Genomic DNA, 23,715 nt, shown 5'->3' with positions numbered 1-23,715 from the left:
TCTCTGACTTCATACTCCTGCTCCTGTCAGTGTTTTGGCGTAATTCTTCAGTATTCGGTAATCGGTCAAAACAGAGCCGGGGAAACGATATAAGCGCAGACGCCCCCAGCGGTGGCGAAGAAGTTCTGCCATATTAAACTCAAACATCATTCATTCCCCATTTCGGTGATGGTCAGTTCCAGCCTCCCACCTTTGGTAACAGGCATCTTCACAACGCGGTAATCAACGACCTGAGCATCATCCAGCCAGAAACCTGCTTTAGTGAGTGCGTCAAAAGCGGCTTTTTGCAGATTATCCAGGTCACGGCTACGGCGATCCGGCATGTGGCACTCAATGCGGATTTTCACAGGCATAGCCAGGCCGATATCCAGCATTGCGTTTTTAATGATTCGGGCGACGTTATCGCGGTATGCCTGCCCCTCTGCACTGACGTGCGTGCGCCCGCGATTATGGCGGTAATAGCGATTATTGCTCGGAGGCCAGGGTAATGTGATACTGTAGGTATTCACGCCTTAATAACCCCCTCTTTCAGCCAGATAACCTGTGTTCTCGCCATACCTTCCAGCGCGCATTCTTTTGCATATGCAGCATCGACAAAATGTGTGCGGCGGTCGATTTCGTCGTGGCAGGCAGAACATGCAATGGTGGCAATCAGGTCTGGCGGTTTGATACCGGTACCGCACAATCCAGCCAGCCGGATATGTGCCAGTACAGACGTTTCAGAATTGCCATTACATACGCCAGGGATTCTTACCTGGCATTCCCGACCACGCACTGCTTTTCTCAAATCAGCCATGATTCCTCCTTGCTGCCAGTCGCAACCATTTTTTATCAACCAGGCTAGCGGTATATCCGAGCAGTGTTGGTATTTCGGATGGCTTCAGCTCAGGCTTACGCTTACGACGATTTGATACTCTGTAGATGTGTCCGTTCATGACACGAATAAGCGGTGTAGCCATTACGCCTCCTGCTTGTCGCGGAGCTGCTGGAACTCGCAGCTCTGCGGAATAGTCAGGTGGCAGCCAATATTCACCGCCCAGGCTTCAACCTTACACAGGAAGACATACATCTCTCCGGTATCAAGATCGGAGGTATGGCGTAACGACTGGATAGTGGTGATATCACCGGTTACGACATCAACCAGGTCTTTGGTTTCATAACCGAGATATGTGTGTTTGAGAGCATCTTTTACCCAAGCTGGAGTGGCGAACGTTTTACCCCTGCTGATGAGGTGTTCACTGATTTCGCTGTACCACATGTGGCTGAGTGCATTCTGGGAAAGACTGCGTTTCTCACGCCACGGTTTAAGCACCATGCGAAAGCATTTGCCCTCCTCCAGATAAGGCTGGATCTGCCGACCGATAGCGGTGAAGTTGCCGCGATGTAATTTGATGCCGTCTTGTGAGAGGTTCACGCTTCACCTCCGCAGAGGTCAAACGCTAGATGCAAAGAATTGCAGGTGCATTTCTGCATCTGTGAAGGGAGAAGAGAGTTTGGATTGTATGTGCGCATAAACGTCCCCGTTTAGCGCAGAAGTCACCGGAGTTGTTCAGGCTCCGGTGACATAATTATGCCGTGTTGATTTCCCAAAATCAAAATCGATAGAATTGCTCCTTCTTAAAACACTTTTACTCTCTGGAAGCTTTTCTTATCTCTCTTGGTGTTATATTAAAACGATTATGAAATCTTTCAGTAAAACGAGAAGGACACTTATAACCATTTTCTCTGGCAATCTCGCTTATAGGTTTTACCGTCGTTTGTATAGCAGACAACGCATTATTTAACCTCACATCGTCCAGTATACTTTGGAAACTTACCCCCTCGCTTGCTAGACGGCGATGTAATGTAGAAACAGAAATGTAGAGATATCGAGCAACCTTGTTTGCTGTCCATTTTGTGCCGGGTTCGGATAGCAGCAGGTTATAACAACGACTTATCAATGATTGTTTACTATATGATAAAAGTAAATGATTAACATGATTCACTCCTAACGAAAGTAGAACGCCCATTGCTAAGTGCTCCTGAATTTTAGTTGAGAAGCCTCGGGAAACAGATGTTTTTAGTTGCTCCCAACAATATATTAACTCAGGATTCTGAGGTAAAAAGAAACTTGTTTTGTTACGTATTTGATCAGTTACCGTATAAAGTTTTTGGAAACTCTCAATTAAATCAATGGGTAAGTAAAGCATTTCTGCAAGATAAAGCCCTGCTTCAGGATAATTCTCAATATAAAATTCATAACCACAAGGAAATAATATTATTTGATTATTATCAACAGTTATAACCTTCCCGGCTTTTATTTTAATATTTTTTCTTATTTTCTTTTATCCATGCATTAAATTCCTTTACTAAATAAGGATCTTCATTCTCTGATAATATTTCTTGTAGATATCGACAAGTATCTTTATTTCCCATATCAATCACGTATAAAGCAATCGAGTCAACGATATCATTTTCAAAAGAATCAATAGCCACACAATATATGTTTATTAAATCTCTCAAACCATCATTAACATCAACTTCTAATTTATTTAAGGCTTCATTATATTGATTTCGGATATTCATAAAACCTCACATTAATTATATGGGAATCGTCCCGGAGACATTGGAATGTGAACATCAGCGTTATGATTCGGATTTGTTCCTCGATCAGAACCCCCACCAGTGGCAGTATGCCAGGGCGAGATTACGAAAGTCCGCTTCCCGCAAGGACTGACGCCAGATAGTTTCTGTCCATGGCTGCTTTTCGCATCTTACGTCTTAACCCTGCCTTGAATACCTTATCATTCGTCAAAATATTAATAGCGATGTGCCGTATCCCTGAAAATAATTCTGCTGCATTTCCTCTTCTTATTTTACAATCGTCTTCATTCATTACCACGTCCAGACGCCAGTGCAACTTATTCTCCACGTGCCAGTGATTTCGGATCGCTGTGGCGAACTTCTCTGCGGTTAAATCAGCAGAACTGATATAATATCTGACCGTCATTTCTGGCTCTTTCTTTTGTTCTGCTATTATTGACCGAAAGGAGACTGACACGCATAATTTCTTCAGCCCTTTCCATTCAAACGTGAAATCAATAAGTTCATCAGGGACATCGAAAACAATGTGAAGACGGATTTCCTCTCTGCCGTGACTCTTTTCACTAATTGCGTAACTGTCATGCTCTGGATTATTTAATTCTTTCAGTGGAAATTTTTCCTCAAAGGCTTTATTAAGCCGCCCCTGATTTCCTTTTACAGCGAATAAATAATCACCTCCCTGTTTTTGTATCTTCTCTGCAATATCTTTCTGGCACCCCATCGCATCAGTTGTGATAATTTTTCCTTTAATATCCAACATGTTAAGAAGTTCAGGAATAGCTGTGATCTCATTGGATTTCTCATCCGTCTTGATCTGTCCGATGACCAGACTGTGCACTGTTGAGAACGCACTAATGACATGAATCGCTCCCTTGCGGCGACTCTTGTCATAAGAGTTCCGGAGCGTTTTTCCATCAATTGCGATGATGTCTTTATCATCTGAAGAATGGCAGTCACGCATCCAGTTAATAAAGCACTCATAAAATTTTACAGGACTGATACAGGATACAACTCTGGCAATAGTATCGTGAACAGGAATACCATTTTCAAATTCACCATATTGCTTCAAAAAATCGAGATGTGTTTCCCCGAAATCCTCTATATCTTCCCAACCTTCTGCACCAGAAATAACGGCACAAATAGTCAGCAGTAGAATATCAGATAATTTATGTTCCACTTTCCAGACTTGTCTGTAATCGGGGATAATAGAAATATGTTCCATCAATTTTTTAAGTTCCATTTTGTTCTCCTTAATTATGTAAGGAGTATTTGATCATGTATAAACAATGAAAAACAGCTTTAGGTAATAAGGAATATCTCAATTATTGAACATTTAGTGCGAATTATTTAGTGCAAAAAAGCAGCGTTACGTGATCTTTCCCTGCTATTGGCATATTTACATTCTCGGTGGATTATGCAAATCTTCCGCACTCCGGGTCATAGTATCTGAGCAAGTCATAATGCAGTCTCGCCTTGCAACCAAAGTCATCCATTGAGAATGCAAATGCAGAATTATCTGCCGACTAAATTCATTTTTAGTTCATTAGCCCACTCAACAATGTCTTTATCTTGGCTATGTACTCCTAATTTTACATGCATATTTAACAATGCATTATTTTTTATAATATATAAGAACTCCCCAATGTCTTTATATAAATAATAGTCTAAGCCATTATTATAAAAATTAGATATGGCATCTTCGACTAACTCATGTCGAGTTAACAGCCATCCACGTGAAATTATAATATCTCTCGACAGTTTTTTTTCTTCATCATTACCGATGATCGATATATTTATAAGTTTCTCGAGAAATAAATCAGATGAAGAAAAATCAAGCAAGCTGTCTTTTATTAATTTCAAAGATACTCTTCTATATTCACTATCTGTTGAACACAGCAAAAACATTAAATCAGGTTCATATTCAAGAAGTAGGGAACGGACATGATAATAGTATTGGTTTAGAGCGATTTCCTGTAACTCATATTTTGACCATGTGATTCCATTGCATTGGACTAACTCAATAAAATTACGAGTCCCTTCATTAAAAAAATCTTCTATAGCAATGAACTTTTTTATAAAATTGTTCATATTTTACCACCATACTCCCATGGTAATGAATTAAACAAATCATTGAACTCATCTGGCGTCATATCTCTAGTAGGATACACTGTTGAGTATCCCGGAGACATATACCCTCCCGGCATATCACGCCCATCGTGCTTAATACCTAACCCATCAGGCATTTTCACATCTTCAGGTAAAGTATGATAATACCCCTGTAAACCTGATTCTTTAGGTGTTCTGGTCACTGATTTACCTTGAGGTTTAACCTTACCTGCTTGTGAAGGAAGCAAACCATGCTCATTGGGTGTCAAATCTCGCTCACGAATACCTTTTGGCCCACTCTTATTTCCAAATGCACAAAGCCGTTGTAAGCCTAACGGGTCAATCCAGTTTATTGGATTAGGCGCATACTGGTAAAGGTTTATTCCACCAAGCAGCCCTATCGGGTCAAGAAAGCAAATCTAACCATTTCCCCGCTCATACCAGATGTTCGGGTCGTAACTTAGTACGGTTTCCCCATTATAAATACAACAATCTAAGTGAAAACATTAATATCATCAAGCGCATCTTCAGCTCTTGACGATATTACCTCATTTGAATTTTCCATTTTCTCTTTTAGAAATGGAATGACTTTTCCTTTATCTATTTTACCATTTATTCTTGCCAAGTGCCCAATGCAAGTTAAAGCAAGTCCACATATATCACCATTGAAATTATTAGCCATCCTCATGAATACTTCTTCAGACCATGAAATATCTTTAACATTGTAGACTATATAAAGGAGTGTCTCAGCTACTTGCTTTTCATCTTCAGAATTAAGCAGTTTTTCAAGATGCAATTTATCTTTATTATTCACAAATCCTTCCTTTTCTCGTAGTCTTATTATTAAGAAGCCTCGAGTTAACGCTCGAGGTTTTTTTTCGTCTGCAATTTCATTATTGCCAGAATCGCAAAAATCCTCTGCATTTTACGCTCTTTTTCCGCAACAATCTGAAGTCCATAATCATCTCAGTTAACGAACATATCATTAAAAGAGGCATATTATGGCTATCCCTGCATTTGGTTTAGGTACTTTCCGTCTGAAGGATGACGTTGTTATTGCATCAGTAAAAACCGCGCTGGAACTTGGCTATCGCGCAATTGATACCGCACAAATCTATGATAACGAAGCTGCTGTAGGTCAGGCGATTGCAGAAAGCGGCATACCACGTAATGAACTCTATATCACCACTAAAATCTGGATTAAAATCTCAGCAAAGACAAACTGATCCCGAGTTTGAAGGATAGTCTGCAAAAATTACGTACCGATTATGTCGATCTGACACTGATCCATTGGCCGTCACCAAATGATGCGGTATCAGTAGAAGAGTTTATGCAGGCGCTGCTGGAAGCGAAAAAACAAGGGCTGACGCGTGAGATCGGTATTTCCAACTTCACCATCCCGTTGATGGAAAAAGCGATTACTGCTGTTGGCGCTGAAAACATCGCCACCAACCAGATTGAGCTCTCTCCTTATCTGCAAAACCATAAAGTGGTCGATTGGGCTAAACAGCACGACATTCATATTACCTCCTACATGACGCTGGCTTATGGGAAGGCATTGAAAGATGAGGTTATTGCTCGTATCGCCGCGAAACACAATGCGACTCCGGCACAAGTGATTCTGGCATGGGCGATGGGGGAAGGTTACTCGGTTATTCCTTCTTCTACTAAACGCGAAAATCTGGAGAGTAACCTGCAGGCAGTAAATTTACAGCTTGATGCCGAAGACAAAAAAGCGATCGCCACGCTGGATTGCAACGACCGCCTCGTAAGTCCGGAAGGTCTGGCTCCTGAATGGGATTAAACTTCTCTGACAGCTCCTCCGGGAGCTGTTTTTATATGCTCACTAAGGAAATCGATAAAGGCTCGTATACGGGTGCTCACTGCACGGTCGCTGTAATAAACGGCGCTGAAAGGCATTTCCACTGGCAGTACTCTATCTGCCATTAACTCTACCAGTTCACCACGTGCAATTTCTTTGTCGATCATATAGTCAGATAAACACGCGATCCCGTTGCCACTCAGGCAAAGCTGTTTCAGCGTTTCCCCGCTATTGGATGACAAACCGTACTTCACCTCATGTAATTGCCCATCGCTACAGGCTATCGGCCAGGTATTGAGGGAGGCTGGTTCAGTGAATCCCAGGCAAACATGCTGCTTTAAATCGTCGATAGTTTCTGGCTTCCCGTGGCGGGCAATATAATCGGGGGAGGCGATAATTTTTCGATAGCTGTTAAACAACGGTCTGGCTCGGAGGCTGGAATCCGTTAATGCGCCGGCGCGAATCGCAACATCCACTTTTCTTTCGATCAAATTAATAATGGTTTCGGAGGAGACTAGCGATAAAGTAACTTCCGGATAGCGTTCACGAAATGGTTTAATCAACGGCATCAGAAAGTGCAATATCACGGGGGTCGCGGCATCGATTCGTAACAGTCCGCGTGGCGTATTACGTGTCTCCATGATTTCTGATTCTGCTGCGGCCATTTCCTGCAAAATCGACTGCACACGCCGAAAATAACGTTCCCCTTCCTCCGTCAGGCTAAGTTGCCGCGTGGTGCGATTAAGCAGGCTAACGCCAAGTTTCATCTCCAGCTTTTTCACCGCCCGGCTTACCGCAGAGTTCGCTTGTCCTAATTGTTCTGCCGCCCGGCTAAAACTTCCGCTTTCGACTACCGAAACAAAAATGGCGAGTTCTTCCGACGTGGCTTTCATTTTTGCTCCTGTTGCAAAATATAAAAGAGATTTTGAATTTATTTGTTATTAAACCATTCGGACAGGTGATAAGTCATCCGATTTAATGATCATCAATGATGAGCCAAATTCTGTCCGATGTAAGCACTTGCTTACATAACAATATACAATTGCTCGTTGAAAGAGTGAGCTAAAATCCCTATAACAGTAGAACCCTCCCGAGTGCGGAAGGGTTGACGTAATAGAGGTTTCAAAGTCAAAAGTGCGAAAAAACACCTATGCCATGCGCTATGTTGCCGGACAACCTGCGGAAAGGATCTTACCGCCAGGGTCTTTTGCGAGCATCGGCCAGGCATTACCCCCCGGAGAGCCGTTAAGTACCGAAGAGCGTATTCGGATCCTGGTGTGGAACATTTACAAACAGCAACGTGCTGAATGGTTGTCGGTACTGAAAAATTACGGCAAAGATGCGCATCTGGTGTTATTGCAGGAAGCGCAAACAACACCAGAGTTAGTGCAGTTTGCGACCGCTAACTATCTCGCCGCTGATCAGGTGCCTGCTTTCGTACTGCCACAACATCCTTCCGGTGTTATGACGCTTTCGGCGGCGCATCCTGTTTATTGCTGCCCGTTACGCGAACGAGAACCTATTTTGCGTCTGGCAAAGTCGGCGCTGGTGACGGTCTACCCATTGCCAGATACGCGTTTATTGATGGTGGTGAATATTCATGCCGTTAACTTCAGCCTGGGCGTGGATGTCTATAGTAAGCAGTTACTTCCTATTGGCGATCAGATAGCCCACCACAGCGGCCCGGTCATTATGGCGGGAGATTTCAATGCCTGGAGCCGTAGAAGGATGAATGCCTTATACCGCTTTGCGCGGGAAATGTCGCTGCGTCAGGTGCGTTTTACTGATGATCAACGCCGTCGGGCGTTTGGTCGTCCGCTCGATTTTGTTTTCTACCGTGGGCTGAATGTTAGTGAAGCTTCCGTACTGGTTACGCGCGCTTCCGATCACAATCCGCTACTCGTTGAATTCGGTCCCGGCAAGCCTGATAAATAAGGTATGTCAGGTCTGCCACAGGGCAGACCAATGTTTGGCGCTGCCCTTTAATACTCAAACAACTAAAGGACAGCGCAATGACAACACAATCCCACCATGACCATGTAGAAAAGCAGTTTAGCTCGCAGGCCAGTGAGTATTTAACCAGTACCGTGCATGCATCCGGGCGAGACTTGCAGCGTCTGGCTGCGCGTCTGGCCGGATATCCTGAAGCTTGCGTGCTTGATATGGGCTGTGGAGCAGGACATGCCAGCTTTGTCGCGGCGCAAAATGTGCAGGCGGTGGTGGCGTATGATTTATCTTCACAAATGCTGGATGTTGTTACACAAGCGGCCAATGCACGGCAACTGACAAATATCACTACTCGCAAGGGATATGCTGAATGCCTGCCATTTGCCGATCGCTCTTTTGATATTGTTATCAGTCGTTATTCTGCCCATCACTGGCATGATGTCGGTGCGGCACTGCGTGAAGTGAATCGGGTACTGAAGCCCGGTGGTCTGTTGATTGTGATGGATGTGATGTCACCGGGTCATTCGGTGCGCGATATTTGGTTACAGACGGTAGAAGCGTTACGTGATACTTCTCACGTGCGCAACTACTCCAGTGGCGAATGGTTGGCGTTAGTCAATGAAGCCAGTCTGGTTGTTGATAACTTGATCACCGATAAATTGCCGCTGGAATTTTCTTCGTGGGTCGCGAGAATGCGCACGCCAGAAGTATTAGCAGACGCTATTCGTGTTTACCAACAGAGCGCATCTACAGAGGTGAAAACGTATTTTGCCTTGCAGAATGATGGCTCTTTCACCAGTGATACTATTATGATTGAAGCTCATAAAGCGGCATAAATAAAAAAGGCACCGGGGGAATCGGTGCCTTTCTGTTATCTGGTTTGTCAGGAATCTGGCATGTTGTTGTTTTTTACAAACAACGTCAGCTTATCGCCTGGTTGCAGATTCGCAGTGTCGCTGTTCCAGCGCATCACATCTTTGATGTTCACGCCGTGACGCTTAGCAATGCTTGAAAGCGAATCGCCTTTGCGCACACGATACGTAATGCTATCGCTGTTGTTTGCCAGCCGCTGTGCGCTATTACCTGCGCCAATCGTCAGACTTTGGCCGGGTTTCAGCTTAGAACCGCGCAGATTGTTCCACTGCTGCAAATTCTTTGTGCTTACGCCGAGACGTGAAGCGATGCTTGAAAGCGTGTCGCCAGAGCGTACGGTGTAAACACGGCTGTTAAGTGGCGTATTGTCGGCAACCAGTGTTGATTGTACGGCAGCAATTTCGCCTGAAGCCAGAGATTCACGCAGTTGATCTGCATGTTTCTTTGGCACCATCACGTATTGCGGACCACTTGCGCCCAGCGTGGAACCTTTTACGCCAGCGTTGAATGTCTTCAGCTTGCTGACAGAAATTCCCGCCATATCTGCAACCTTCGCCATTTCAACTGGGCTACTCAGGTGTACACGCGCCAGAGCACGGCTTTCATCGGTCGTCGGTAGACGTACGCCATAACGCTTGCTGTTCTTGAGAATATCACTCAATGCCAGCATTTTAGGCACGTACTGCTTCGTTTCCTGTGGCAACGGTAACGACCAGAAGTCCGTGGATTTACCACGCGCTTTGTTCGTTTTTATTGCCTTCATGACTCGACCTTCGCCGCTGTTATAAGCCGCTACGGTCAGAAGCCAGTCGCCGTCAAACATTTTGTTCAGACGCTGCATCATGTTCAGCGCAGCCGTTGTTGAAGCAACAACATCGCGACGCGCATCATAATTGCGGGTCTGTTTCAAACCATAATTGCGCCCCGTGCTCGGAATGATCTGCCAGATGCCTGCGGCATTGGCGCCAGACGTTGCGTGAGGATCAAAAGCGCTCTCCACTATGGGTAGTAGTACCAGTTCCATAGGCATGTTACGTTTTTTAACTTGCCCGGCAATCCAGTACATATACGGCTCTGCCCGTAAAGTTACATCGTGGAGATAGCTCTTATTGCGTAAATATTTCTGTTTCTGTTCGCGAATCCGGTCATTTTCCGGAATTCCCATCTTTAGCTCGTCGCCTATGAAAGCCCACAAGTCACCATCTGGCGCGATAGACGTCCCATCGTCCATCCATCGTGCCTGACTTGTAAACTTTGCTGCTTCCCCTTGACCAGCTGCAGAAAGGCTCTGTGCGTGCTGTTGAACGTTACCGGTACTCTGGCAACCTACGAGCAGGACAGAGGCGAGTAATATCGCTTTTGCCTTCATGTGTGTGTCAATAGTTGCTTAAAAGACGACCGATCATAACGGCGAACGAAGCCAATGACAAGAAAGTTTTATCAGAACCTATCTTTCTTTGACCTTAACCATGCAAAACGCTCTTCAGGTTGTTGCAATAATGTTTCTTTATTAATTACATTAATTAAATCAATATCTTCTGTTCTCAAAAAAACATTAATTTGTCGCTCATTTTTCAGAATTACGGGGAGTGTTATTTGATTTTTTGCCCGTAACTCCTTAACTTTACGATAATAATCATTTATGGACAAATCGTGCGGAAGAATACTCAAGGCAAACTTCATATTTGATAAAGTATATTCATGAGCACAACACACCAATGTATCATCATGAAGTTCACTTAGTTTTTTAAGTGATTGATACATCTGTGGTGGAGTACCTTCAAATATCCTCCCGCATCCTCCAGAAAACAAAGTATCGCCGCAAAATAGATAAGGATTACTGAAGTAACAGATATGTCCTAAAGTGTGACCTGGTGTAGCAATTACACTAAATTCATGCCCTAAAACGAAGGCAGTATCGCCATCTTTGACTACCAGCGTTGTTCCCTTATCTTGTGTCTCTTCGGGTCCATACACCACAATTTGCGGATACTTTTCTACCAGTTCTTTTACACCGCCAACGTGATCGTGGTGATGGTGAGTGAGGAAAATCGCTACTGGTTGCCAGTTGTTATCTGAAATCGCCTTTAATACAGGTTCTGCCTCTCCCGGATCGACAATCAGGCAACGACCTGCTTCATCAGATAAAACCCAGATGTAATTGTCATCAAAGGCGGAAATACTGTTAAGATTCATAGATTACCTCTCAGTGCGAAACGGAAGGTTGTGATGAAACCGGCAAGGAACCCTCAAACTGTCGTGGCTCCTGATTGCTGGGGCGATTTGCCCTGGGGAGAGCTTTATCGCAAGGCGCTGGAGCGTCAGCTCAACCCATGGTTCGCTAAAATGTATGGTTTTCATCTGCTTAAGATTGGCAATTTAAGCGCAGAAATCAATTGCGAAGCGTGCGCGGTTTCTCATCAAGTGAATGTTTCTGCACAAGGAACGCCCGTACAAGTGCAGGCGGATCCGCTTCATCTTCCTTTTGCCGATAAATCCGTCGATGTTTGTCTACTGGCGCATACGTTGCCGTGGTGCACTGACCCGCATCGTTTATTACGCGAAGCCGATAGGGTATTGATTGATGATGGTTGGCTGGTTATTACTGGCTTCAATCCCATCAGTTTAATGGGATTACGTAAACTTGTGCCGGTATTGCGAAAAACATCGCCCTATAATAGCCGGATGTTTACCCTGATGCGGCAACTGGACTGGCTTTCTTTGTTGAATTTTGAAGTAGTGCATGCCAGCCGTTTCCATGTTCTCCCGTGGAACAAATATGGTGGAAAACTATTGAGCACGCATATTCCTGCGCTTGGTTGCTTACAACTTATTGTTGCCCGGAAACGGACTATTCCTCTAACGCTCAACCCGATGAAACAGAGCAAAAACAAACCGCGAATTCGCCAGGCGGTTGGTGCCACCCGGCAATTTCGTAAGCCGCAGGCTTAAACTTCGGCTTGATAGCCCGTATCTTCCAGCGTGGGATTCATCGCTGCTGCGCGAGCCAGTTCATCGCAACGTTCGTTTTCCGGATGCCCGGCATGGCCTTTAACCCATTCCCATTTGATTTGATGCTGACCCAACGCGGCATCGAGACGTTGCCAGAGATCGACATTTTTTACCGGTTTTTTGTCTGCGGTTTTCCAGCCCCGTTTTTTCCAGTTATGGATCCACTGGGTGATCCCCTGGCGGACATACTGGCTGTCGGTACTCAAAATGACTTCGCAATGTTCTTTTAACGCTTCCAGCGCGACAATAGCAGCCATCAACTCCATACGGTTGTTGGTGGTGCGGGTGTAGCCTGCGCTAAAGGTTTTTTCGCGTCCGCGATAGCGTAAAATAGCGCCATAACCACCCGGCCCGGGATTACCCAGACACGAACCATCGGTGAAAATTTCTACCTGTTTAAGCATCTCTGGTAGACTTCCTGTAATTGAATCGAACTGTAAAAAGACAAGTCTGACATAAATGACCGCTATGAGCACTGCAATTACACGCCAGATCGTTCTCGATACCGAAACCACCGGTATGAACCAGATTGGCGCGCACTATGAAGGCCACAAGATTATTGAGATTGGTGCCGTTGAAGTGGTGAACCGTCGTCTGACGGGCAATAACTTCCACGTTTATCTGAAGCCCGATCGGCTGGTAGACCCGGAAGCCTTTGGCGTACACGGTATTGCCGATGAATTTTTGCTTGATAAGCCCACGTTTGCCGACGTAGCTGATGAGTTTATGGACTATATCCGCGGCGCGGAGCTGGTGATCCATAACGCAGCGTTCGATATCGGCTTTATGGACTACGAGTTTTCGCTGCTCAAGCGCGATATTCCAAAGACCAATACCTTCTGTAAGGTAACCGATAGCCTTGCGGTAGCGAGGAAAATGTTTCCTGGCAAGCGCAACAGCCTCGATGCGTTATGCGCTCGCTATGAAATAGATAACAGTAAGCGTACGCTGCACGGGGCATTACTCGATGCTCAGATCCTGGCGGAAGTTTATCTGGCGATGACCGGTGGTCAAACGTCGATGGCTTTTGCGATGGAAGGAGAGACACAGCAGCAACAAGGCGAAGCGACAATTCAGCGTATTGTGCGCCAGGCAAGTAAGTTACGCGTTGTTTTTGCGACAGATGAAGAGCTTGCAGCGCATGAAGCCCGTCTTGATCTGGTGCAGAAGAAGGGCGGAAGCTGCCTCTGGCGGGCATAATTATCCGTTGAAGGCGCTAAAAATAGCACGTTGGGCGATTTTTGCAGCAAACGATTCAAAAGATGAGAAAAACCGTTGACGAAGAACGAGGCAGTCCGTAATATTCGCCTCGTTCCCAACGGAACACAACGCGGAGCGGTAGTTCAGTCGGTTAGAATACCTGCCTGTCACGCAGGGGGTCGCGGGTTCGAGTCCCGTCCGTTCCGCCAGTATTCAGAAAGCCCGAATCAGTAATGATTCGGGCTTTCGTCGTTTTGGACGCTGAGGGAATTTGTTGCCCCAGAATTAAAACGGATATGATTTAAAAAATGGCCACATAATATAATGGCCAGCCGTTATACATTCCGTCCATTTCTGTTATTCCAGCGCATCCCATTTCTCCAGCAGTTCTGCTGGAATTTCATTTATTACTTCCGAGAAGCGTTTTCCAATCAGCCGTTCCGCCTGGCGCAGCAAGGGAATAGTCGGGCTGCTCGGTTCGCTGTGCTCAAACCATCGACGTATAACTCGTAAACGTTCCAGCGCGTCGTTCCGGTCACGGATCTGCCGGGGTTCTGCGCCGGGCAGCGGAGATATTCCCACCGCAGTATGTACCGGTGGCACAACGTGCTCTGCCTGTATCTGTTCAGTATGATCGATGGCGGCGTTCTCCGGCTGTTCAGCCTGCGGTTGCGGCGGGATCTCCGGCGTGGTGCTCTGCACCGCTCCTGGCAATAGGGCCAGCAATTGTGTAAGACGCGAAAAGTCCGGGGCATGATCATTCAGCGTTGCACGCGCATGACATTGCAGGCGCTCTGTGGTTTCCGAGGCCTGGCGAAAGGCATCCAGCGGCAGTGCGCCTTGAGCTTCCAGGTCGGCCAGTTGCTGGCGTACTGATTCTGGTGCCAGCGCATCCGTCGGGCGTGATGCAGACAGCGAACGCTCCACATCCCGTACCTGAAGGCGCATAGCAGCATTGTTTGACAGCATAATGCCACGAATATCCGCCATTACTCCTTCGTGGTCCAGCAGCGCCGACAGCGCGTTACTGCGTGCTACTGTAGCATCTTCGGCGGTGATATCTTCAGTCGCGAGCAGTTGTGGATGGATGGTGTCCGGGTACGTGGCGCACAGCATTTCCAGTAAGGTAAATGCCTCCGCCAGCCCTCTGGCACCGGCCTGCTGGATCCGGCAGCGCAGCAGGACAACCAGAATACGGATATCTTTACTGCGCGTCAGCAGGCGGCGGGCATCCCGCTCAAGCTCCGCCCAGTTAATGGTTTCCGGCGTACTGACAAAATCGCCGTATTGCGCTTCTTCACGCGGCGTTGCGCGGGTGAACAGCAGCAGGTATTCAGGATCGTACTCCAGATCCGGGCCACATGGGCATTCAGCCGAAACAGGGTCAGCCAGAGATGTTTCCATTAAATTATCCTCAGTACGCCAGATAGTGTTCAGGTTCGAAAATCATGCCCGTCACCGGGTTATCATGCATGGCCTTTCCAGCCCAGGCAGTCCAGCCAAGCTGGTATGGGCCGCCTGTAACAACCGGAGGTGCAGTGTGTGGTTTAAGCTGTAGCTCAATTTCCCAGCAGTATTCAAAACCGGTGAAGGCGCGAACCAGTTCCGTCAGCACCGGCAAATTATTGCCGCCAGGCAGAAAACGTTGGTAATCCTCTAGTGTCAGCGGACCAATGACCAGCCGAAACTTATACTGCATGTCCGGTACGGCCTGTCCTATGAGTGCGCCGTTGCCAATAACGGAAGAGGGGGCAGGAATGCCCAGTCGGGTGATCTCGTCATTTGCTACGGCTATCCAGTGCAAAACGTACTCCTGTACCCGGAATGGCACGCCGAAATAGTGCGCCAGCGTGGCTGCCAGTCCGTCCGGATTGCGGGATTCACGCACCAGATGAGCCGATGCCGCAAGGCGAACGTGATCCGGCAACGGGCTGTCGGCGCATTCCCGCAAATCCTGTCCGCTGAGACTGGCGATATAAAAGGCAAAGCGGTCATGTTGCGGATTATCCAGACCCCCCCGGCGGACTGAGCGCTGCGCCATGCCTGGTAAAATTGCGTCAGCCAGCGGTGATGAAAAAGATCGGAAAAACGAGTTAGTGTCGGATCGCGGCGGCTTTCGGTCCGGTTATGTGCCAGTTCTGTGTAGTGCAGCGGTAGCGGGCCGTTCGGCCCCCACAGCCCGAGGCTGTAAAGGCTGATGTTCAGTCGTCCTTCCTGCCAGCTCACACTGGCGATTTCCCTTGGTGCAAAGGTCAGCGCAGGTGTTTGTCCCAGGCGAAATTTTTCCATCCTCGGTTGCCATGTGCCGCCAGCCGGGACGGTGCACAACTGCACATCAACGCGACGCATCAGGTTCAGAAAACCGTAACGCCAGGGAGTTTCCTGTGCCTGCGTGAAATTGCCGCTCATATGCTTCCCCGCTGTCCAGCCCTGACCGGCCAGGTCATAATTCTGCCGCGCTGCATGCTGTGTAGCGTCATTTGCGAGAAGGTGTTAATGGAAACATGACGGGCGATATAATGCTCCAGCACCAGACCGAACAGATATGGACTGATACCCGAGAAGCCTTCTTCATCCACGGTCAGTTCACAACTGACGCCTCGACCATAGACCAGCAAACCGGAACCTGGCAGACGACGTGTGACCGGTGTCGTTTTGCAGCCAACCAGACTACGCACCTGACGCGACAGCGGACTGTCATGCGCCGGAATAAACAGGCTCAGCAGATCGCGCAACGCCTGGCCGCCGGTGCGGTGATCCAGATCGGCCAGTGGCAGATAATTAAAAGATAACTGGCGGATCAACCGCCAGGCCATTTCACGTTCAGCCAGCGGGGGCTGCGGCGGTCGCGGTGGACGGATAAGCCCGACGCCCGCCACCGGGATTGCCGCATCCACGGTCAGGTCGTTCCGGCCATTGCGTGTAATAAGACAGGGGAGATCGCGGTTGGTTATCATGGCCGTGATGGTGATATGGCGCAGATTTTCCGGGTACGGCGCTTCATACTGATCAACCAGTGACAGGAACGCTTCCGAACCCGTATAGGGGGTTCGGGTGCCGTAACGGCGGGCGTTTTCTGATAAGCGGCGCGGTTCCCGGCGCAGGGAAAAATAACGCCCGTGGTTGCCTTCATCGTTATTGCGCGTGTGGTAGAGCGGGCGAAAGGCTATCTTCCGTGTGGTGTCAGTTTCCAGCCCTTCCACTTCCTGAACCGAGAACACCTCATAATCCAGTGGATGGGTTCTGTCTACTACCAGATGCTGCTCCGTCGTGCTGTGCGTGACGTCGATCCGGGCGGTGACTCGGGGGAACAGGTTGACAACCGGGGTACAGAATAGACTGAGCTGTGTGGCATCCGTCTGGTGGCTAAGCCAGTCCGGCGGCAGGCGGTTCAGCAAAATGACGATTTCCGCCACGCCGCCGTGAATTTTCTGTAGCCCGGCAGACAGTCCCGTTGGTGTGAAAAAATAAAATCGCTCCGGGCAGGCGAAATATTCATGCAACAGGTTATGGCCGTGGAATACGTTCCACGCCAGCGGCAGTAGTCCCTGATCCGGCTCCAGACCCTCATACATGACGGGCTGTTTCAGGTTCACATCCAACATGCCGTCAAAATGGCCCGGAACGCCAACCAGTGTGGCGATAGCGCTGGTATGCAGCAGTTCGAACAGGTGTGAGGCCGTGCGTTCCTCGCCGCAGAGATAAAGCGGCAGCCTGTCCAGCCCGGCAAGCTGGCTGAAAGTCAGTTCACCGAAGGTGCGCAAGGTAATACGCAGCGCGCCAGCAACGTGAATGTTAGCAGGCAGGTAGCGGTGCAGGGCGGGCATATCTGGCGGTGCGGCGGTCAGACGTGCTTCTTCGATGGCGAGTGGCCACAGTGTCACATCCTGGCTGCTGCGAAACTGACAGGCGGTGCTTTCACCTTCCGGGATGGCGGAAAAAAAGGCAGTGCTGCGCGGTACGGTGAACCCCTTTGCCAGATCACCTTCTTCCGGGTCGGGATGGAGTTGCGCCACACTCATTGAGGGCGTGGGGGTAACGTAATTAGGGCTGACGACCTCCAACAGACGCTGGGTGAGTCGGGGGAATTCAGCATCAATTTTAAGCTGCGTGCGGGCGGTCAGGAAGCTGAAGGCCTCGACCATCCTTTCTACATACGGATCGGCAATATCCGTTCCATGCATACCCAGCCGGGCGGCGACTTTAGGATGACGGGTGGCAAATTCGGCTCCCGTTTCCCGCAGATAGCTCAGTTCGCGGTTGTAGTATTCCAGTAGCCGTGGATCCATCGGTCACCTTCTGTATTAAAAAAATGTAATGTGGCTCTGTTCCATATCCAGCACGCTGCGTACCCGAAATGCTGTAGGGTACGGCTGCGTGAGGATTTCGCCGCGAATTTCAAACTGTAATGTGTTATGACCGCTCTGGCGGCGCTCATCCTGGAGCGGGATGATTTGCAGAGTGGATGCTTTCAGGCGGGGTTCAAACCGAATGATGGTACGTAAAATGGCCCTGCGGATATCGTCCCATTTGTGTTCATACAGAAAGCTGCCAGCCAGCGGCGGCAGACCGTAGTTCAGTACGGAAGCCGCAGCCTGCGGGTAATGCGCGGCATCAATATTATCTTCATGACTGACCGTGTTGAGCAAAAATGACAAATCCCTACGGATGATCTCCCTGAGCTGTACCGGACTGACGCTGATATCGTGGTCGCGCTTCTGCTGTGGAGCATCGTCACACAGTCGATCAAACAATGTAGGCATCAGGTGGTTGCTATGGCGCAGGCGAAAGTCGCTCATGCGTCACTACCTTCGGGCGCATTAAAGGTACAGGCGGTCATATCCAGCAGGCTGATATCGCCGTGACTGGTGAGCCACATTTTTTGTCCCAGTGCCGTAACCAGGGTATCTCCTGGCCCGTCCTGCCAGACGGTTTCCCGGCAAAGGCGTAAGGTGTCAGAAGCACTTTCAGAACCGCTGTAGCGGGAAAACAGCCAGGCGCTGTGCGTGTCACCGTTATGCAGGGTGATGTTGACGGGTTTCCAGAGCAAATCGGTCAGATGCACGGGCCGTGGCGATTTCAGCGAACGAATTTGTGAAAATGGCAGCCAGATATATACACCGCCCGCGATCAGTTCGAGTACCGGGCCGGTACGGGAATCACTGTCACTAATCCAGTCAAATTTACCGCCATTCCACTGCCCGGTAGTGTCTGTGATGGCCTCAAGTGCGCGGTTGCGGTGGACATCAGCTTCCTGCGCTTCACCACGGGTGTTACCGGTGAGGGCGGCCAGCAAATTCTCCATCCACGCGGGCGGGGAGAGAATAAAACCGGGACGCTGTTCCCCCTGAAAGCAGGTGTGGCGGTATATCTCACAGCGGATCAGCTCCCCAAATATCTGAGCCTCTCGGGTATAATTAGCGTCTATTCGGGCGCAAAGCTGAATTTGTTGTAGCGCCCGCGACCAACAGCCTGTCACGCACAATAACTGAAACAGATTGTGCCGATGTGAAGCCAACGTCGGCTGCTTCTTTACCTGTTGCTCCGCTATCTGAATTCCTTCCGCTACAGAATAATCCCGCAACAGCGCCGACAACATCGCCGGTAGCACGTTATTATTTGTCATGATAAATATCTCCGTGTTGTACCGGGGTGACCCGGTAATGACTGTCAATGCCGATGATGCGGTGCTCACGTTGTGTCAGGTCGGGTAGAATGGCGTTATGTATCGTTTCCTGTGCATATTCCGGGGAAAGCAGATGCAGGATATCGGGGAGAATCGTTTCGACAGGCCAGGTGGTTTCTTCTTCGCCGGTGGTATCCAGCACATCGAGAATCGCGTCAATACTTAGCCCACCAGTGACTATATCCTGCAATGTATCAGTTTCAGAGGTCAGGCTGCATAAGGAGGTCAGATCCTGTGTGACTGCCTCTTCGTACAGGGGAAAAGGATCAACATGGTGATGAATATCCTGTTCGGGGGACGACAACGCCTGGCGGTATTCTTGATAAAGAAGGGGGAGTGGGTTATCTGTTTCTGGGGCAACTTCTGTGGTGACTGCGCCGTGGATCGGAATGATATCGAACGGGTTTTGCGGTTGTGTTTGCTGTTGTCGAAACCAGTCGAGATCGAGATACTCAATCATTGTTTTTGGTGAAGCGGTAATCTGCGCTGTCGTCTTTTCCACGTGTAAAGCCGTGGATGGTAGGTTACCGCGCACAAGACACCATGAAGATAATCCCCATTCAATCAAGTCTCCTTCGTTCAGGCGCATACGGTGATGCGGCTCGACAATCTGATCATTTACCGTGCAACAATATTCATCAGACTGATTAATTATCCACCATGCCTCTTCGTGGCGGGTCAGACTGAGGGCAATCTTTACATCATCATTTGCCTCAAAAACAGGGATCCAGGGAGTGGTAACGGTGAAGATAATTTGGGTTCCTGCAGTCGCATAAATTGTGTTATCGGAGATCCCATGCGCCTGTATTTTTTGTAGTCCCCAGGTAATATTTTGTTTCATTGCATATCACTGTGTAGAGTGTTTTTTTCAACAGAATAATTAATTAAAATTTTTAGATAAGCAATACTGATCAATTTGCTTTATCAATATTAGTCTTCGCGGAAATATATAGTGGTGATTTTTAGCGTAATATATTCATAATATATATGAAATTAAATTGCTATATTGAATATCACCATAAAAAAGATACTAACTGCTATATTACATTGTGTTCTGTGATATGCATCATTGTTTCATTCTGGGTTTTTGATGATTCTATTAATTAGGAATTTTAATCGATACAGTTATGCTTATGTATCATTTATATGATTTTACATCATCAGGTGTAACAGATGGACACTCCTGTTTCACGCAGTGCACTATATGGAAAGCTGACCAAATCTTTATTTAGATCTTTGGAATCCGCGACAACGTTCTGTAAATTACGTGCTAATCCTTATGTCGAACTGACACATTGGTTGCATCAACTCATACAACAACCAGAGAATGACATTCACAATGTGCTTCGACACTATCAAATAACATCTGCTGATGTAGAGAATGCGTTAATTCGACAACTGGAGATATTGCCTGCCGGGGCGAGTGTAATTAACGATTTTTCCCATCATATCGATCTATCTGTCGAAAAAGCCTGGATGTTGGCAAGTATCCGTTTTGGTGATCAAAAAATTCGTAGTGGCTGGTTATTACTTGCCTGGTTAACCACGCCAGAATTGCATCGGGTGTTAAAAAATATCTGTGCGCCTTTGGCTGGGCTACCGGTAGATGAACTATTAGATATCCTTCCGTCTTTAATCACATCATCTTCTGAAATAACAGAAATGCCATATGACGGCTCGGGTTTGAATTCTGCAGTACCGGGGGAAGCTAGCCAGGTATTTGCCAGCGAATCAAGCGGAAGTAAATCTGCGCTGGCGAAATACTGTCAGGACATGACTACACTGGCGCGTGAAGGCAATATTGATCCGGTCACCGGCCGCGAACACGAAATTCGTACCATGACGGATATTCTGCTGCGTCGTCGGCAGAACAATCCGCTGCTGACCGGCGAGGCGGGCGTCGGGAAAACGGCTGTGGTGGAAGGATTTGCGCTGGCGATTGCCCGGGGCGAAGTGCCGCCTTCACTGCGAAACGTGCGTCTGCTGTCGCTGGATGTCGGGGCGCTGCTGGCCGGGGCGTCCATGAAGGGCGAATTTGAATCCCGCCTGAAGGCGCTGTTGGAAGAGGCTGCGCGTTCGCCGCAGCCGGTTATTCTGTTTGTCGATGAAGTTCACACCCTGGTGGGCGCTGGTGGTACATCCGGTACGGGCGACGCTGCCAATCTGCTGAAACCGGCGCTGGCGCGTGGCACCCTGCGCACCATCGGCGCAACCACCTGGAGTGAGTACAAACGCCATATCGAAAAAGATCCGGCGCTGACCCGGCGTTTTCAGGTGTTGCAGGTGGCAGAGCCGGAAGAGGTTGCTGCTGTTGAGATGGTACGCGGGTTAGTCACCACGCTGGAAAAACACCATGACGTCCTGATCCTTGATGAGGCTGTGCGCGCCGCCGTACAGCTTTCTCACCGTTACATTCCGGCCCGGCAGCTACCGGACAAGGCTATCAGCTTGCTGGATACGGCGGCGGCCCGTGTAGCGCTGTCGCTGCATACCCCACCAGCGAAAGTCCAGTATCTGCGTCAGCAGCTCAATGCCGCTGAACTGGAGCAGGAGTTGTTATTAAAGCAGGAAAAAATGGGTATCCGCGCAGAGCGGGGCGACATACTGACGATACGGATCGCCTCACTGAATGCAGATCTTTCTGACACCGAAGCGCGCTGGCAGCAGGAACTGGAGTTGGTTCATACCTTACAGGAACAGCGTGCCGCAGAGCCCGATGAGCGTGATGAAACCACGTTACAACAGTCGGAAACTGCATTACGAGTCTGGCAGGGTGAAAACCCCATTGTGTTCCCGGAAGTTAACGCGGCGGTGGTGGCAGCGATTGTCTCCGACTGGACAGGCATTCCCGCCGGGCGCATGGTGAAAGATGAAGCCAGCCAGATCCTCGAACTCCCCATCCGTCTGGCGCAGCGTGTTACCGGGCAGATGGATGCGCTGGTGCAGATTGGTGAGCGTATCCAGACCGCGCGGGCGGGTTTAGGTGACCCGCGTAAACCAGTGGGTGTCTTTCTGCTGGCCGGGCCGTCCGGTGTGGGTAAGACCGAAACCGCGCTGGCGCTGGCGGAAGCTATTTACGGCGGCGAACAGAACCTGATCACCATCAATATGAGCGAGTTTCAGGAGTCCCATACCGTCTCCACGCTGAAAGGTGCGCCGCCCGGCTACGTGGGCTATGGCGAAGGCGGCGTGTTGACGGAAGCTGTACGTCGTCATCCCTGGAGCGTGGTGCTGCTCGACGAAATTGAAAAAGCCCATCATGACGTCCATGAGTTGTTCTACCAGGTATTTGATAAAGGCGCGATGGAGGATGGCGAAGGTGTCCACATCGATTTCAAAAATACCACGCTGTTGTTGACCACTAATGCAGGAGCGGACCTTATCAGCCAGATGTGCGAGGATCCGGCGCTACTGCCTGATTTGTCAGGATTAAAAGAAGCCTTAATGCCGGAGTTACGCAAACACTTCCCGGCTGCTTTCCTGGGACGGGTGACGGTTATCCCCTATCTGCCGCTGGATGAGACGGCGCGTGGCGTTATTGCCCGCCTGCATCTTGACAGGCTGATGGATCGGATGGCAGAGCAGCATGGCGTTTCACTCGTCTATGGCGATGAATTAATTACGCACATAGTGGCACATTGCCCGATGCACGAAACCGGCGCTCGTTTGCTTATCGGCTATATCGAACAACATCTCCTCCCACAACTGTCCCGTTACTGGTTGCAGGCGATGACAGAGAAAACGGCCATCACGCAAATCCGCATTCGTGTTGATGAGGATGAACAGATTATTTTTGAAACGGTTCATGAAGCATGATTTATCCGTATGAACCAACTGTTTGCTGTGCATTTTTAAACTGTACCGTTGAACCGCTCTCCTGGCGGTCGGCGGCTGACTGATAAGGAAATGAAGGATTATGGCTATCAACAACAGCGCGCAGAAGTTTATTGCCCGCAACCGTGCGCCCCGCGTGCAGATTGAGTATGACGTTGAGATTTATGGCTCCGAAAAAAAAATCGAACTGCCGTTTGTCATGGCGGTGCTGGCCGATCTGGCCGGTAAGCCACGTGAAGAGTTGCCCACAGTAACCGATCGTAAATTCCTTGATATTGACATCGACAATTTCAACGAGCGAATGAAGGCTATTGCGCCGCGCGTGGCGTTTGCTGTCCCCAATACGCTGACGGGCGAAGGGCAGTTAATGGTCGATATTACGCTGGAGAATATGGATGATTTTTCACCTGCGCAGATTGCCCGCAAGGTGGACGCCCTGAACCAACTGCTGGAAGCACGTACTCAGCTTGCCAACCTACAAACCTATATGGATGGTAAAGCAGGAGCAGAAAATCTGATCAATAAACTCTTACAAGACCCGACGTTACTGAACGCTCTGGCCAGTGCACCAAAACCTGTCACTCAACAGGAAAGTGTCTTATCAGGTGAAACGGGAACAACAGACTAACTGCGATTTTATTAAGGAACTTTC

The 23,715-nt window shown here is 48.6% G+C and carries 26 protein-coding genes, 1 tRNA gene and 4 pseudogenes; 8 read left to right on the top strand and 23 right to left on the bottom strand.

The window, feature by feature from the left end:
• Nucleotides 1-9 precede the first annotated feature (9 nt).
• From ESM_RS01000000125105 to ESM_RS0116350, 13 genes and pseudogenes are all read right to left on the bottom strand, one after another.
• Nucleotides 10-150: a YlcG family protein gene (locus tag ESM_RS01000000125105; RefSeq protein WP_000971055.1), complete on the bottom strand. Its 141-nt coding sequence runs from the start codon at nucleotides 148-150 to the stop codon at nucleotides 10-12.
• Nucleotides 147-509 (bottom strand): crossover junction endodeoxyribonuclease RusA, encoded by a 363-nt coding sequence (gene rusA / locus ESM_RS0116390; protein ID WP_001099715.1) that lies wholly within the window; start codon nucleotides 507-509, stop codon nucleotides 147-149. Before rusA ends, ESM_RS01000000125105 begins: the two co-directional genes overlap by 4 nt.
• Nucleotides 506-796: a DUF1364 domain-containing protein gene (locus ESM_RS0116385; RefSeq protein WP_000774513.1), complete on the bottom strand. Its 291-nt coding sequence runs from the start codon at nucleotides 794-796 to the stop codon at nucleotides 506-508. Before ESM_RS0116385 ends, rusA begins: the two co-directional genes overlap by 4 nt.
• Entirely contained in the window at nucleotides 789-959 is a 171-nt protein-coding gene (locus ESM_RS01000000125100; protein ID WP_000224916.1) for a NinE family protein, read from the bottom strand. Before ESM_RS01000000125100 ends, ESM_RS0116385 begins: the two co-directional genes overlap by 8 nt.
• On the bottom strand, nucleotides 959-1,414 hold the full coding sequence (gene ybcN, locus ESM_RS0116375; RefSeq protein WP_001054339.1) for a DNA base-flipping protein YbcN: 456 nt from the start codon (nucleotides 1,412-1,414) through the stop codon (nucleotides 959-961). The genes ESM_RS01000000125100 and ybcN overlap by 1 nt, the downstream gene beginning before the upstream one ends.
• The gene (locus tag ESM_RS1000000127875; protein ID WP_001303586.1) at nucleotides 1,411-1,512 is read right to left on the bottom strand and encodes a hypothetical protein; all 102 of its coding nucleotides are present in this window, start codon (nucleotides 1,510-1,512) and stop codon (nucleotides 1,411-1,413) included. Before ESM_RS1000000127875 ends, ybcN begins: the two co-directional genes overlap by 4 nt.
• Nucleotides 1,513-1,628: 116 nt before the next feature.
• A pseudogene (locus ESM_RS1000000126965) lies at nucleotides 1,629-2,282 on the bottom strand (helix-turn-helix transcriptional regulator); the annotation flags it as partial.
• Nucleotides 2,283-2,301: 19 nt separating this feature from the next.
• The gene (locus ESM_RS0116365) at nucleotides 2,302-2,565 is read right to left on the bottom strand and encodes a hypothetical protein (protein ID WP_001026260.1); all 264 of its coding nucleotides are present in this window, start codon (nucleotides 2,563-2,565) and stop codon (nucleotides 2,302-2,304) included.
• Between the two features lie 121 nt (nucleotides 2,566-2,686).
• A complete protein-coding gene (locus tag ESM_RS0116360; RefSeq protein WP_000420985.1) occupies nucleotides 2,687-3,823 on the bottom strand; it encodes an ISAs1 family transposase in 1,137 nt (378 codons plus the stop codon).
• A 272-nt stretch (nucleotides 3,824-4,095) separates the two neighbouring features.
• Entirely contained in the window at nucleotides 4,096-4,671 is a 576-nt protein-coding gene (locus tag ESM_RS0116355; protein WP_001058669.1) for a hypothetical protein, read from the bottom strand.
• Nucleotides 4,668-4,958 carry a hypothetical protein gene (locus tag ESM_RS1000000128495; protein WP_138922591.1) on the bottom strand — a complete coding sequence of 97 codons (291 nt, stop codon included), beginning with the start codon at nucleotides 4,956-4,958 and terminating at the stop codon, nucleotides 4,668-4,670. Before ESM_RS1000000128495 ends, ESM_RS0116355 begins: the two co-directional genes overlap by 4 nt.
• 48 nt (nucleotides 4,959-5,006) lie before the next feature.
• A pseudogene (locus ESM_RS1000000129675) lies at nucleotides 5,007-5,096 on the bottom strand (RHS repeat-associated core domain-containing protein); the annotation flags it as partial.
• 86 nt (nucleotides 5,097-5,182) lie between these two features.
• Entirely contained in the window at nucleotides 5,183-5,503 is a 321-nt protein-coding gene (locus tag ESM_RS0116350) for a hypothetical protein (protein WP_001060128.1), read from the bottom strand.
• Nucleotides 5,504-5,690: 187 nt separating this feature from the next.
• Here ESM_RS0116350 and dkgB point away from each other — a divergent pair.
• Nucleotides 5,691-6,493 (top strand): annotated as a pseudogene (gene dkgB / locus ESM_RS01000000125095) (2,5-didehydrogluconate reductase DkgB).
• Here dkgB and yafC read toward each other — a convergent pair.
• Nucleotides 6,490-7,404, bottom strand: coding sequence for a DNA-binding transcriptional regulator YafC (gene yafC / locus ESM_RS0116340; RefSeq protein WP_000648552.1), 915 nt, complete (start codon nucleotides 7,402-7,404; stop codon nucleotides 6,490-6,492). The pseudogene dkgB and the gene yafC overlap by 4 nt on opposite strands.
• 241 nt (nucleotides 7,405-7,645) lie before the next feature.
• On the opposite strand from yafC, the gene ESM_RS0116335 reads away from it, so the two are divergent.
• Both ESM_RS0116335 and ESM_RS0116330 read left to right on the top strand, forming a co-directional pair.
• Nucleotides 7,646-8,446 (top strand): endonuclease/exonuclease/phosphatase family protein, encoded by an 801-nt coding sequence (locus ESM_RS0116335; RefSeq protein ID WP_001230982.1) that lies wholly within the window; start codon nucleotides 7,646-7,648, stop codon nucleotides 8,444-8,446.
• A 77-nt stretch (nucleotides 8,447-8,523) separates the two neighbouring features.
• On the top strand, nucleotides 8,524-9,294 hold the full coding sequence (locus ESM_RS0116330; RefSeq protein ID WP_000211694.1) for a class I SAM-dependent methyltransferase: 771 nt from the start codon (nucleotides 8,524-8,526) through the stop codon (nucleotides 9,292-9,294).
• A 47-nt stretch (nucleotides 9,295-9,341) separates the two neighbouring features.
• Here ESM_RS0116330 and mltD read toward each other — a convergent pair whose 3' ends face one another.
• A complete protein-coding gene (mltD, locus tag ESM_RS0116325) occupies nucleotides 9,342-10,700 on the bottom strand; it encodes a murein transglycosylase D (RefSeq protein ID WP_000644687.1) in 1,359 nt (452 codons plus the stop codon).
• Nucleotides 10,701-10,771: 71 nt separating this feature from the next.
• Nucleotides 10,772-11,527, bottom strand: coding sequence for a hydroxyacylglutathione hydrolase (gene gloB, locus ESM_RS0116320; RefSeq protein WP_001052786.1), 756 nt, complete (start codon nucleotides 11,525-11,527; stop codon nucleotides 10,772-10,774).
• Between the two features lie 33 nt (nucleotides 11,528-11,560).
• On the opposite strand from gloB, the gene ESM_RS0116315 reads away from it, so the two are divergent.
• Nucleotides 11,561-12,283, top strand: a complete 723-nt coding sequence (locus ESM_RS0116315) for a class I SAM-dependent methyltransferase (protein ID WP_001515751.1) — start codon at nucleotides 11,561-11,563, stop codon at nucleotides 12,281-12,283.
• Here the strand turns inward: ESM_RS0116315 and rnhA are convergent.
• Complete coding sequence (gene rnhA, locus ESM_RS0116310; protein ID WP_000917882.1) at nucleotides 12,280-12,747, bottom strand: ribonuclease HI; 468 nt, start codon at nucleotides 12,745-12,747, stop codon at nucleotides 12,280-12,282. The genes ESM_RS0116315 and rnhA overlap by 4 nt on opposite strands.
• Nucleotides 12,748-12,811: 64 nt before the next feature.
• On the opposite strand from rnhA, the gene dnaQ reads away from it, so the two are divergent.
• Both dnaQ and ESM_RS0116300 read left to right on the top strand, forming a co-directional pair.
• Entirely contained in the window at nucleotides 12,812-13,543 is a 732-nt protein-coding gene (gene dnaQ, locus ESM_RS0116305; protein ID WP_010379295.1) for a DNA polymerase III subunit epsilon, read from the top strand.
• A 132-nt stretch (nucleotides 13,544-13,675) separates the two neighbouring features.
• Nucleotides 13,676-13,752 (top strand) — tRNA-Asp (locus ESM_RS0116300).
• 148 nt (nucleotides 13,753-13,900) lie between these two features.
• Here ESM_RS0116300 and ESM_RS0116295 read toward each other — a convergent pair.
• The 6 genes and pseudogenes from ESM_RS0116295 to tagK all read right to left on the bottom strand — a co-directional run bounded on the left by ESM_RS0116295 (nucleotide 13,901) and on the right by tagK (nucleotide 20,070).
• A complete protein-coding gene (locus ESM_RS0116295) occupies nucleotides 13,901-14,947 on the bottom strand; it encodes a type VI secretion system protein TssA (RefSeq protein WP_000450215.1) in 1,047 nt (348 codons plus the stop codon).
• Between the two features lie 10 nt (nucleotides 14,948-14,957).
• Nucleotides 14,958-15,952, bottom strand: a pseudogene (gene tssG / locus ESM_RS01000000125090) (type VI secretion system baseplate subunit TssG).
• Nucleotides 15,949-17,832, bottom strand: coding sequence for a type VI secretion system baseplate subunit TssF (gene tssF, locus ESM_RS0116285; RefSeq protein WP_000371514.1), 1,884 nt, complete (start codon nucleotides 17,830-17,832; stop codon nucleotides 15,949-15,951). Before tssF ends, tssG begins: the two are co-directional and overlap by 4 nt.
• A 15-nt stretch (nucleotides 17,833-17,847) precedes the next feature.
• On the bottom strand, nucleotides 17,848-18,342 hold the full coding sequence (gene tssE / locus ESM_RS0116280) for a type VI secretion system baseplate subunit TssE (RefSeq protein ID WP_001279389.1): 495 nt from the start codon (nucleotides 18,340-18,342) through the stop codon (nucleotides 17,848-17,850).
• A complete protein-coding gene (locus tag ESM_RS0116275; RefSeq protein ID WP_000183894.1) occupies nucleotides 18,339-19,169 on the bottom strand; it encodes a type VI secretion system accessory protein TagJ in 831 nt (276 codons plus the stop codon). Before ESM_RS0116275 ends, tssE begins: the two co-directional genes overlap by 4 nt.
• Nucleotides 19,159-20,070 (bottom strand): type VI secretion system-associated protein TagK, encoded by a 912-nt coding sequence (gene tagK / locus ESM_RS0116270; RefSeq protein WP_000812393.1) that lies wholly within the window; start codon nucleotides 20,068-20,070, stop codon nucleotides 19,159-19,161. Before tagK ends, ESM_RS0116275 begins: the two co-directional genes overlap by 11 nt.
• A gap of 332 nt (nucleotides 20,071-20,402) precedes the next feature.
• On the opposite strand from tagK, the gene tssH reads away from it, so the two are divergent.
• Both tssH and tssB read left to right on the top strand, forming a co-directional pair.
• On the top strand, nucleotides 20,403-23,045 hold the full coding sequence (gene tssH, locus ESM_RS0116265; RefSeq protein ID WP_010379285.1) for a type VI secretion system ATPase TssH: 2,643 nt from the start codon (nucleotides 20,403-20,405) through the stop codon (nucleotides 23,043-23,045).
• A gap of 100 nt (nucleotides 23,046-23,145) precedes the next feature.
• Nucleotides 23,146-23,691, top strand: coding sequence for a type VI secretion system contractile sheath small subunit (gene tssB, locus ESM_RS0116260; protein ID WP_000996822.1), 546 nt, complete (start codon nucleotides 23,146-23,148; stop codon nucleotides 23,689-23,691).
• Nucleotides 23,692-23,715 lie beyond the last annotated feature (24 nt).

It is taken from the genome of Escherichia sp. TW09308, assembly GCF_000208565.1.
Lineage (GTDB): Bacteria > Pseudomonadota > Gammaproteobacteria > Enterobacterales > Enterobacteriaceae > Escherichia > Escherichia marmotae.
Note: the sequence above shows the minus strand (reverse complement) of the source record. Positions and strands in the feature narration are given on the sequence as shown.

Coding starts and splice junctions, on each gene's coding strand:
- ESM_RS01000000125105 (WP_000971055.1), bottom strand. CDS start 150: ATGATGTTTGAGTTTAATATGGCAGAACTTCTTCGCCACCGCTGGGGG.
- ESM_RS0116385 (WP_000774513.1), bottom strand. CDS start 796: ATGGCTGATTTGAGAAAAGCAGTGCGTGGTCGGGAATGCCAGGTAAGA.
- ESM_RS01000000125100 (WP_000224916.1), bottom strand. CDS start 959: ATGGCTACACCGCTTATTCGTGTCATGAACGGACACATCTACAGAGTA.
- ESM_RS1000000127875 (WP_001303586.1), bottom strand. CDS start 1,512: ATGCGCACATACAATCCAAACTCTCTTCTCCCTTCACAGATGCAGAAA.
- ESM_RS0116365 (WP_001026260.1), bottom strand. CDS start 2,565: ATGAATATCCGAAATCAATATAATGAAGCCTTAAATAAATTAGAAGTT.
- ESM_RS0116360 (WP_000420985.1), bottom strand. CDS start 3,823: ATGGAACTTAAAAAATTGATGGAACATATTTCTATTATCCCCGATTAC.
- ESM_RS0116355 (WP_001058669.1), bottom strand. CDS start 4,671: ATGAACAATTTTATAAAAAAGTTCATTGCTATAGAAGATTTTTTTAAT.
- yafC (WP_000648552.1), bottom strand. CDS start 7,404: ATGAAAGCCACGTCGGAAGAACTCGCCATTTTTGTTTCGGTAGTCGAA.
- ESM_RS0116330 (WP_000211694.1), top strand. CDS start 8,524: ATGACAACACAATCCCACCATGACCATGTAGAAAAGCAGTTTAGCTCG.
- mltD (WP_000644687.1), bottom strand. CDS start 10,700: ATGAAGGCAAAAGCGATATTACTCGCCTCTGTCCTGCTCGTAGGTTGC.
- gloB (WP_001052786.1), bottom strand. CDS start 11,527: ATGAATCTTAACAGTATTTCCGCCTTTGATGACAATTACATCTGGGTT.
- ESM_RS0116315 (WP_001515751.1), top strand. CDS start 11,561: ATGAAACCGGCAAGGAACCCTCAAACTGTCGTGGCTCCTGATTGCTGG.
- rnhA (WP_000917882.1), bottom strand. CDS start 12,747: ATGCTTAAACAGGTAGAAATTTTCACCGATGGTTCGTGTCTGGGTAAT.
- dnaQ (WP_010379295.1), top strand. CDS start 12,812: ATGAGCACTGCAATTACACGCCAGATCGTTCTCGATACCGAAACCACC.
- ESM_RS0116295 (WP_000450215.1), bottom strand. CDS start 14,947: ATGGAAACATCTCTGGCTGACCCTGTTTCGGCTGAATGCCCATGTGGC.
- tssF (WP_000371514.1), bottom strand. CDS start 17,832: ATGGATCCACGGCTACTGGAATACTACAACCGCGAACTGAGCTATCTG.
- tssE (WP_001279389.1), bottom strand. CDS start 18,342: ATGAGCGACTTTCGCCTGCGCCATAGCAACCACCTGATGCCTACATTG.
- ESM_RS0116275 (WP_000183894.1), bottom strand. CDS start 19,169: ATGACAAATAATAACGTGCTACCGGCGATGTTGTCGGCGCTGTTGCGG.
- tagK (WP_000812393.1), bottom strand. CDS start 20,070: ATGAAACAAAATATTACCTGGGGACTACAAAAAATACAGGCGCATGGG.
- tssH (WP_010379285.1), top strand. CDS start 20,403: ATGGACACTCCTGTTTCACGCAGTGCACTATATGGAAAGCTGACCAAA.
- tssB (WP_000996822.1), top strand. CDS start 23,146: ATGGCTATCAACAACAGCGCGCAGAAGTTTATTGCCCGCAACCGTGCG.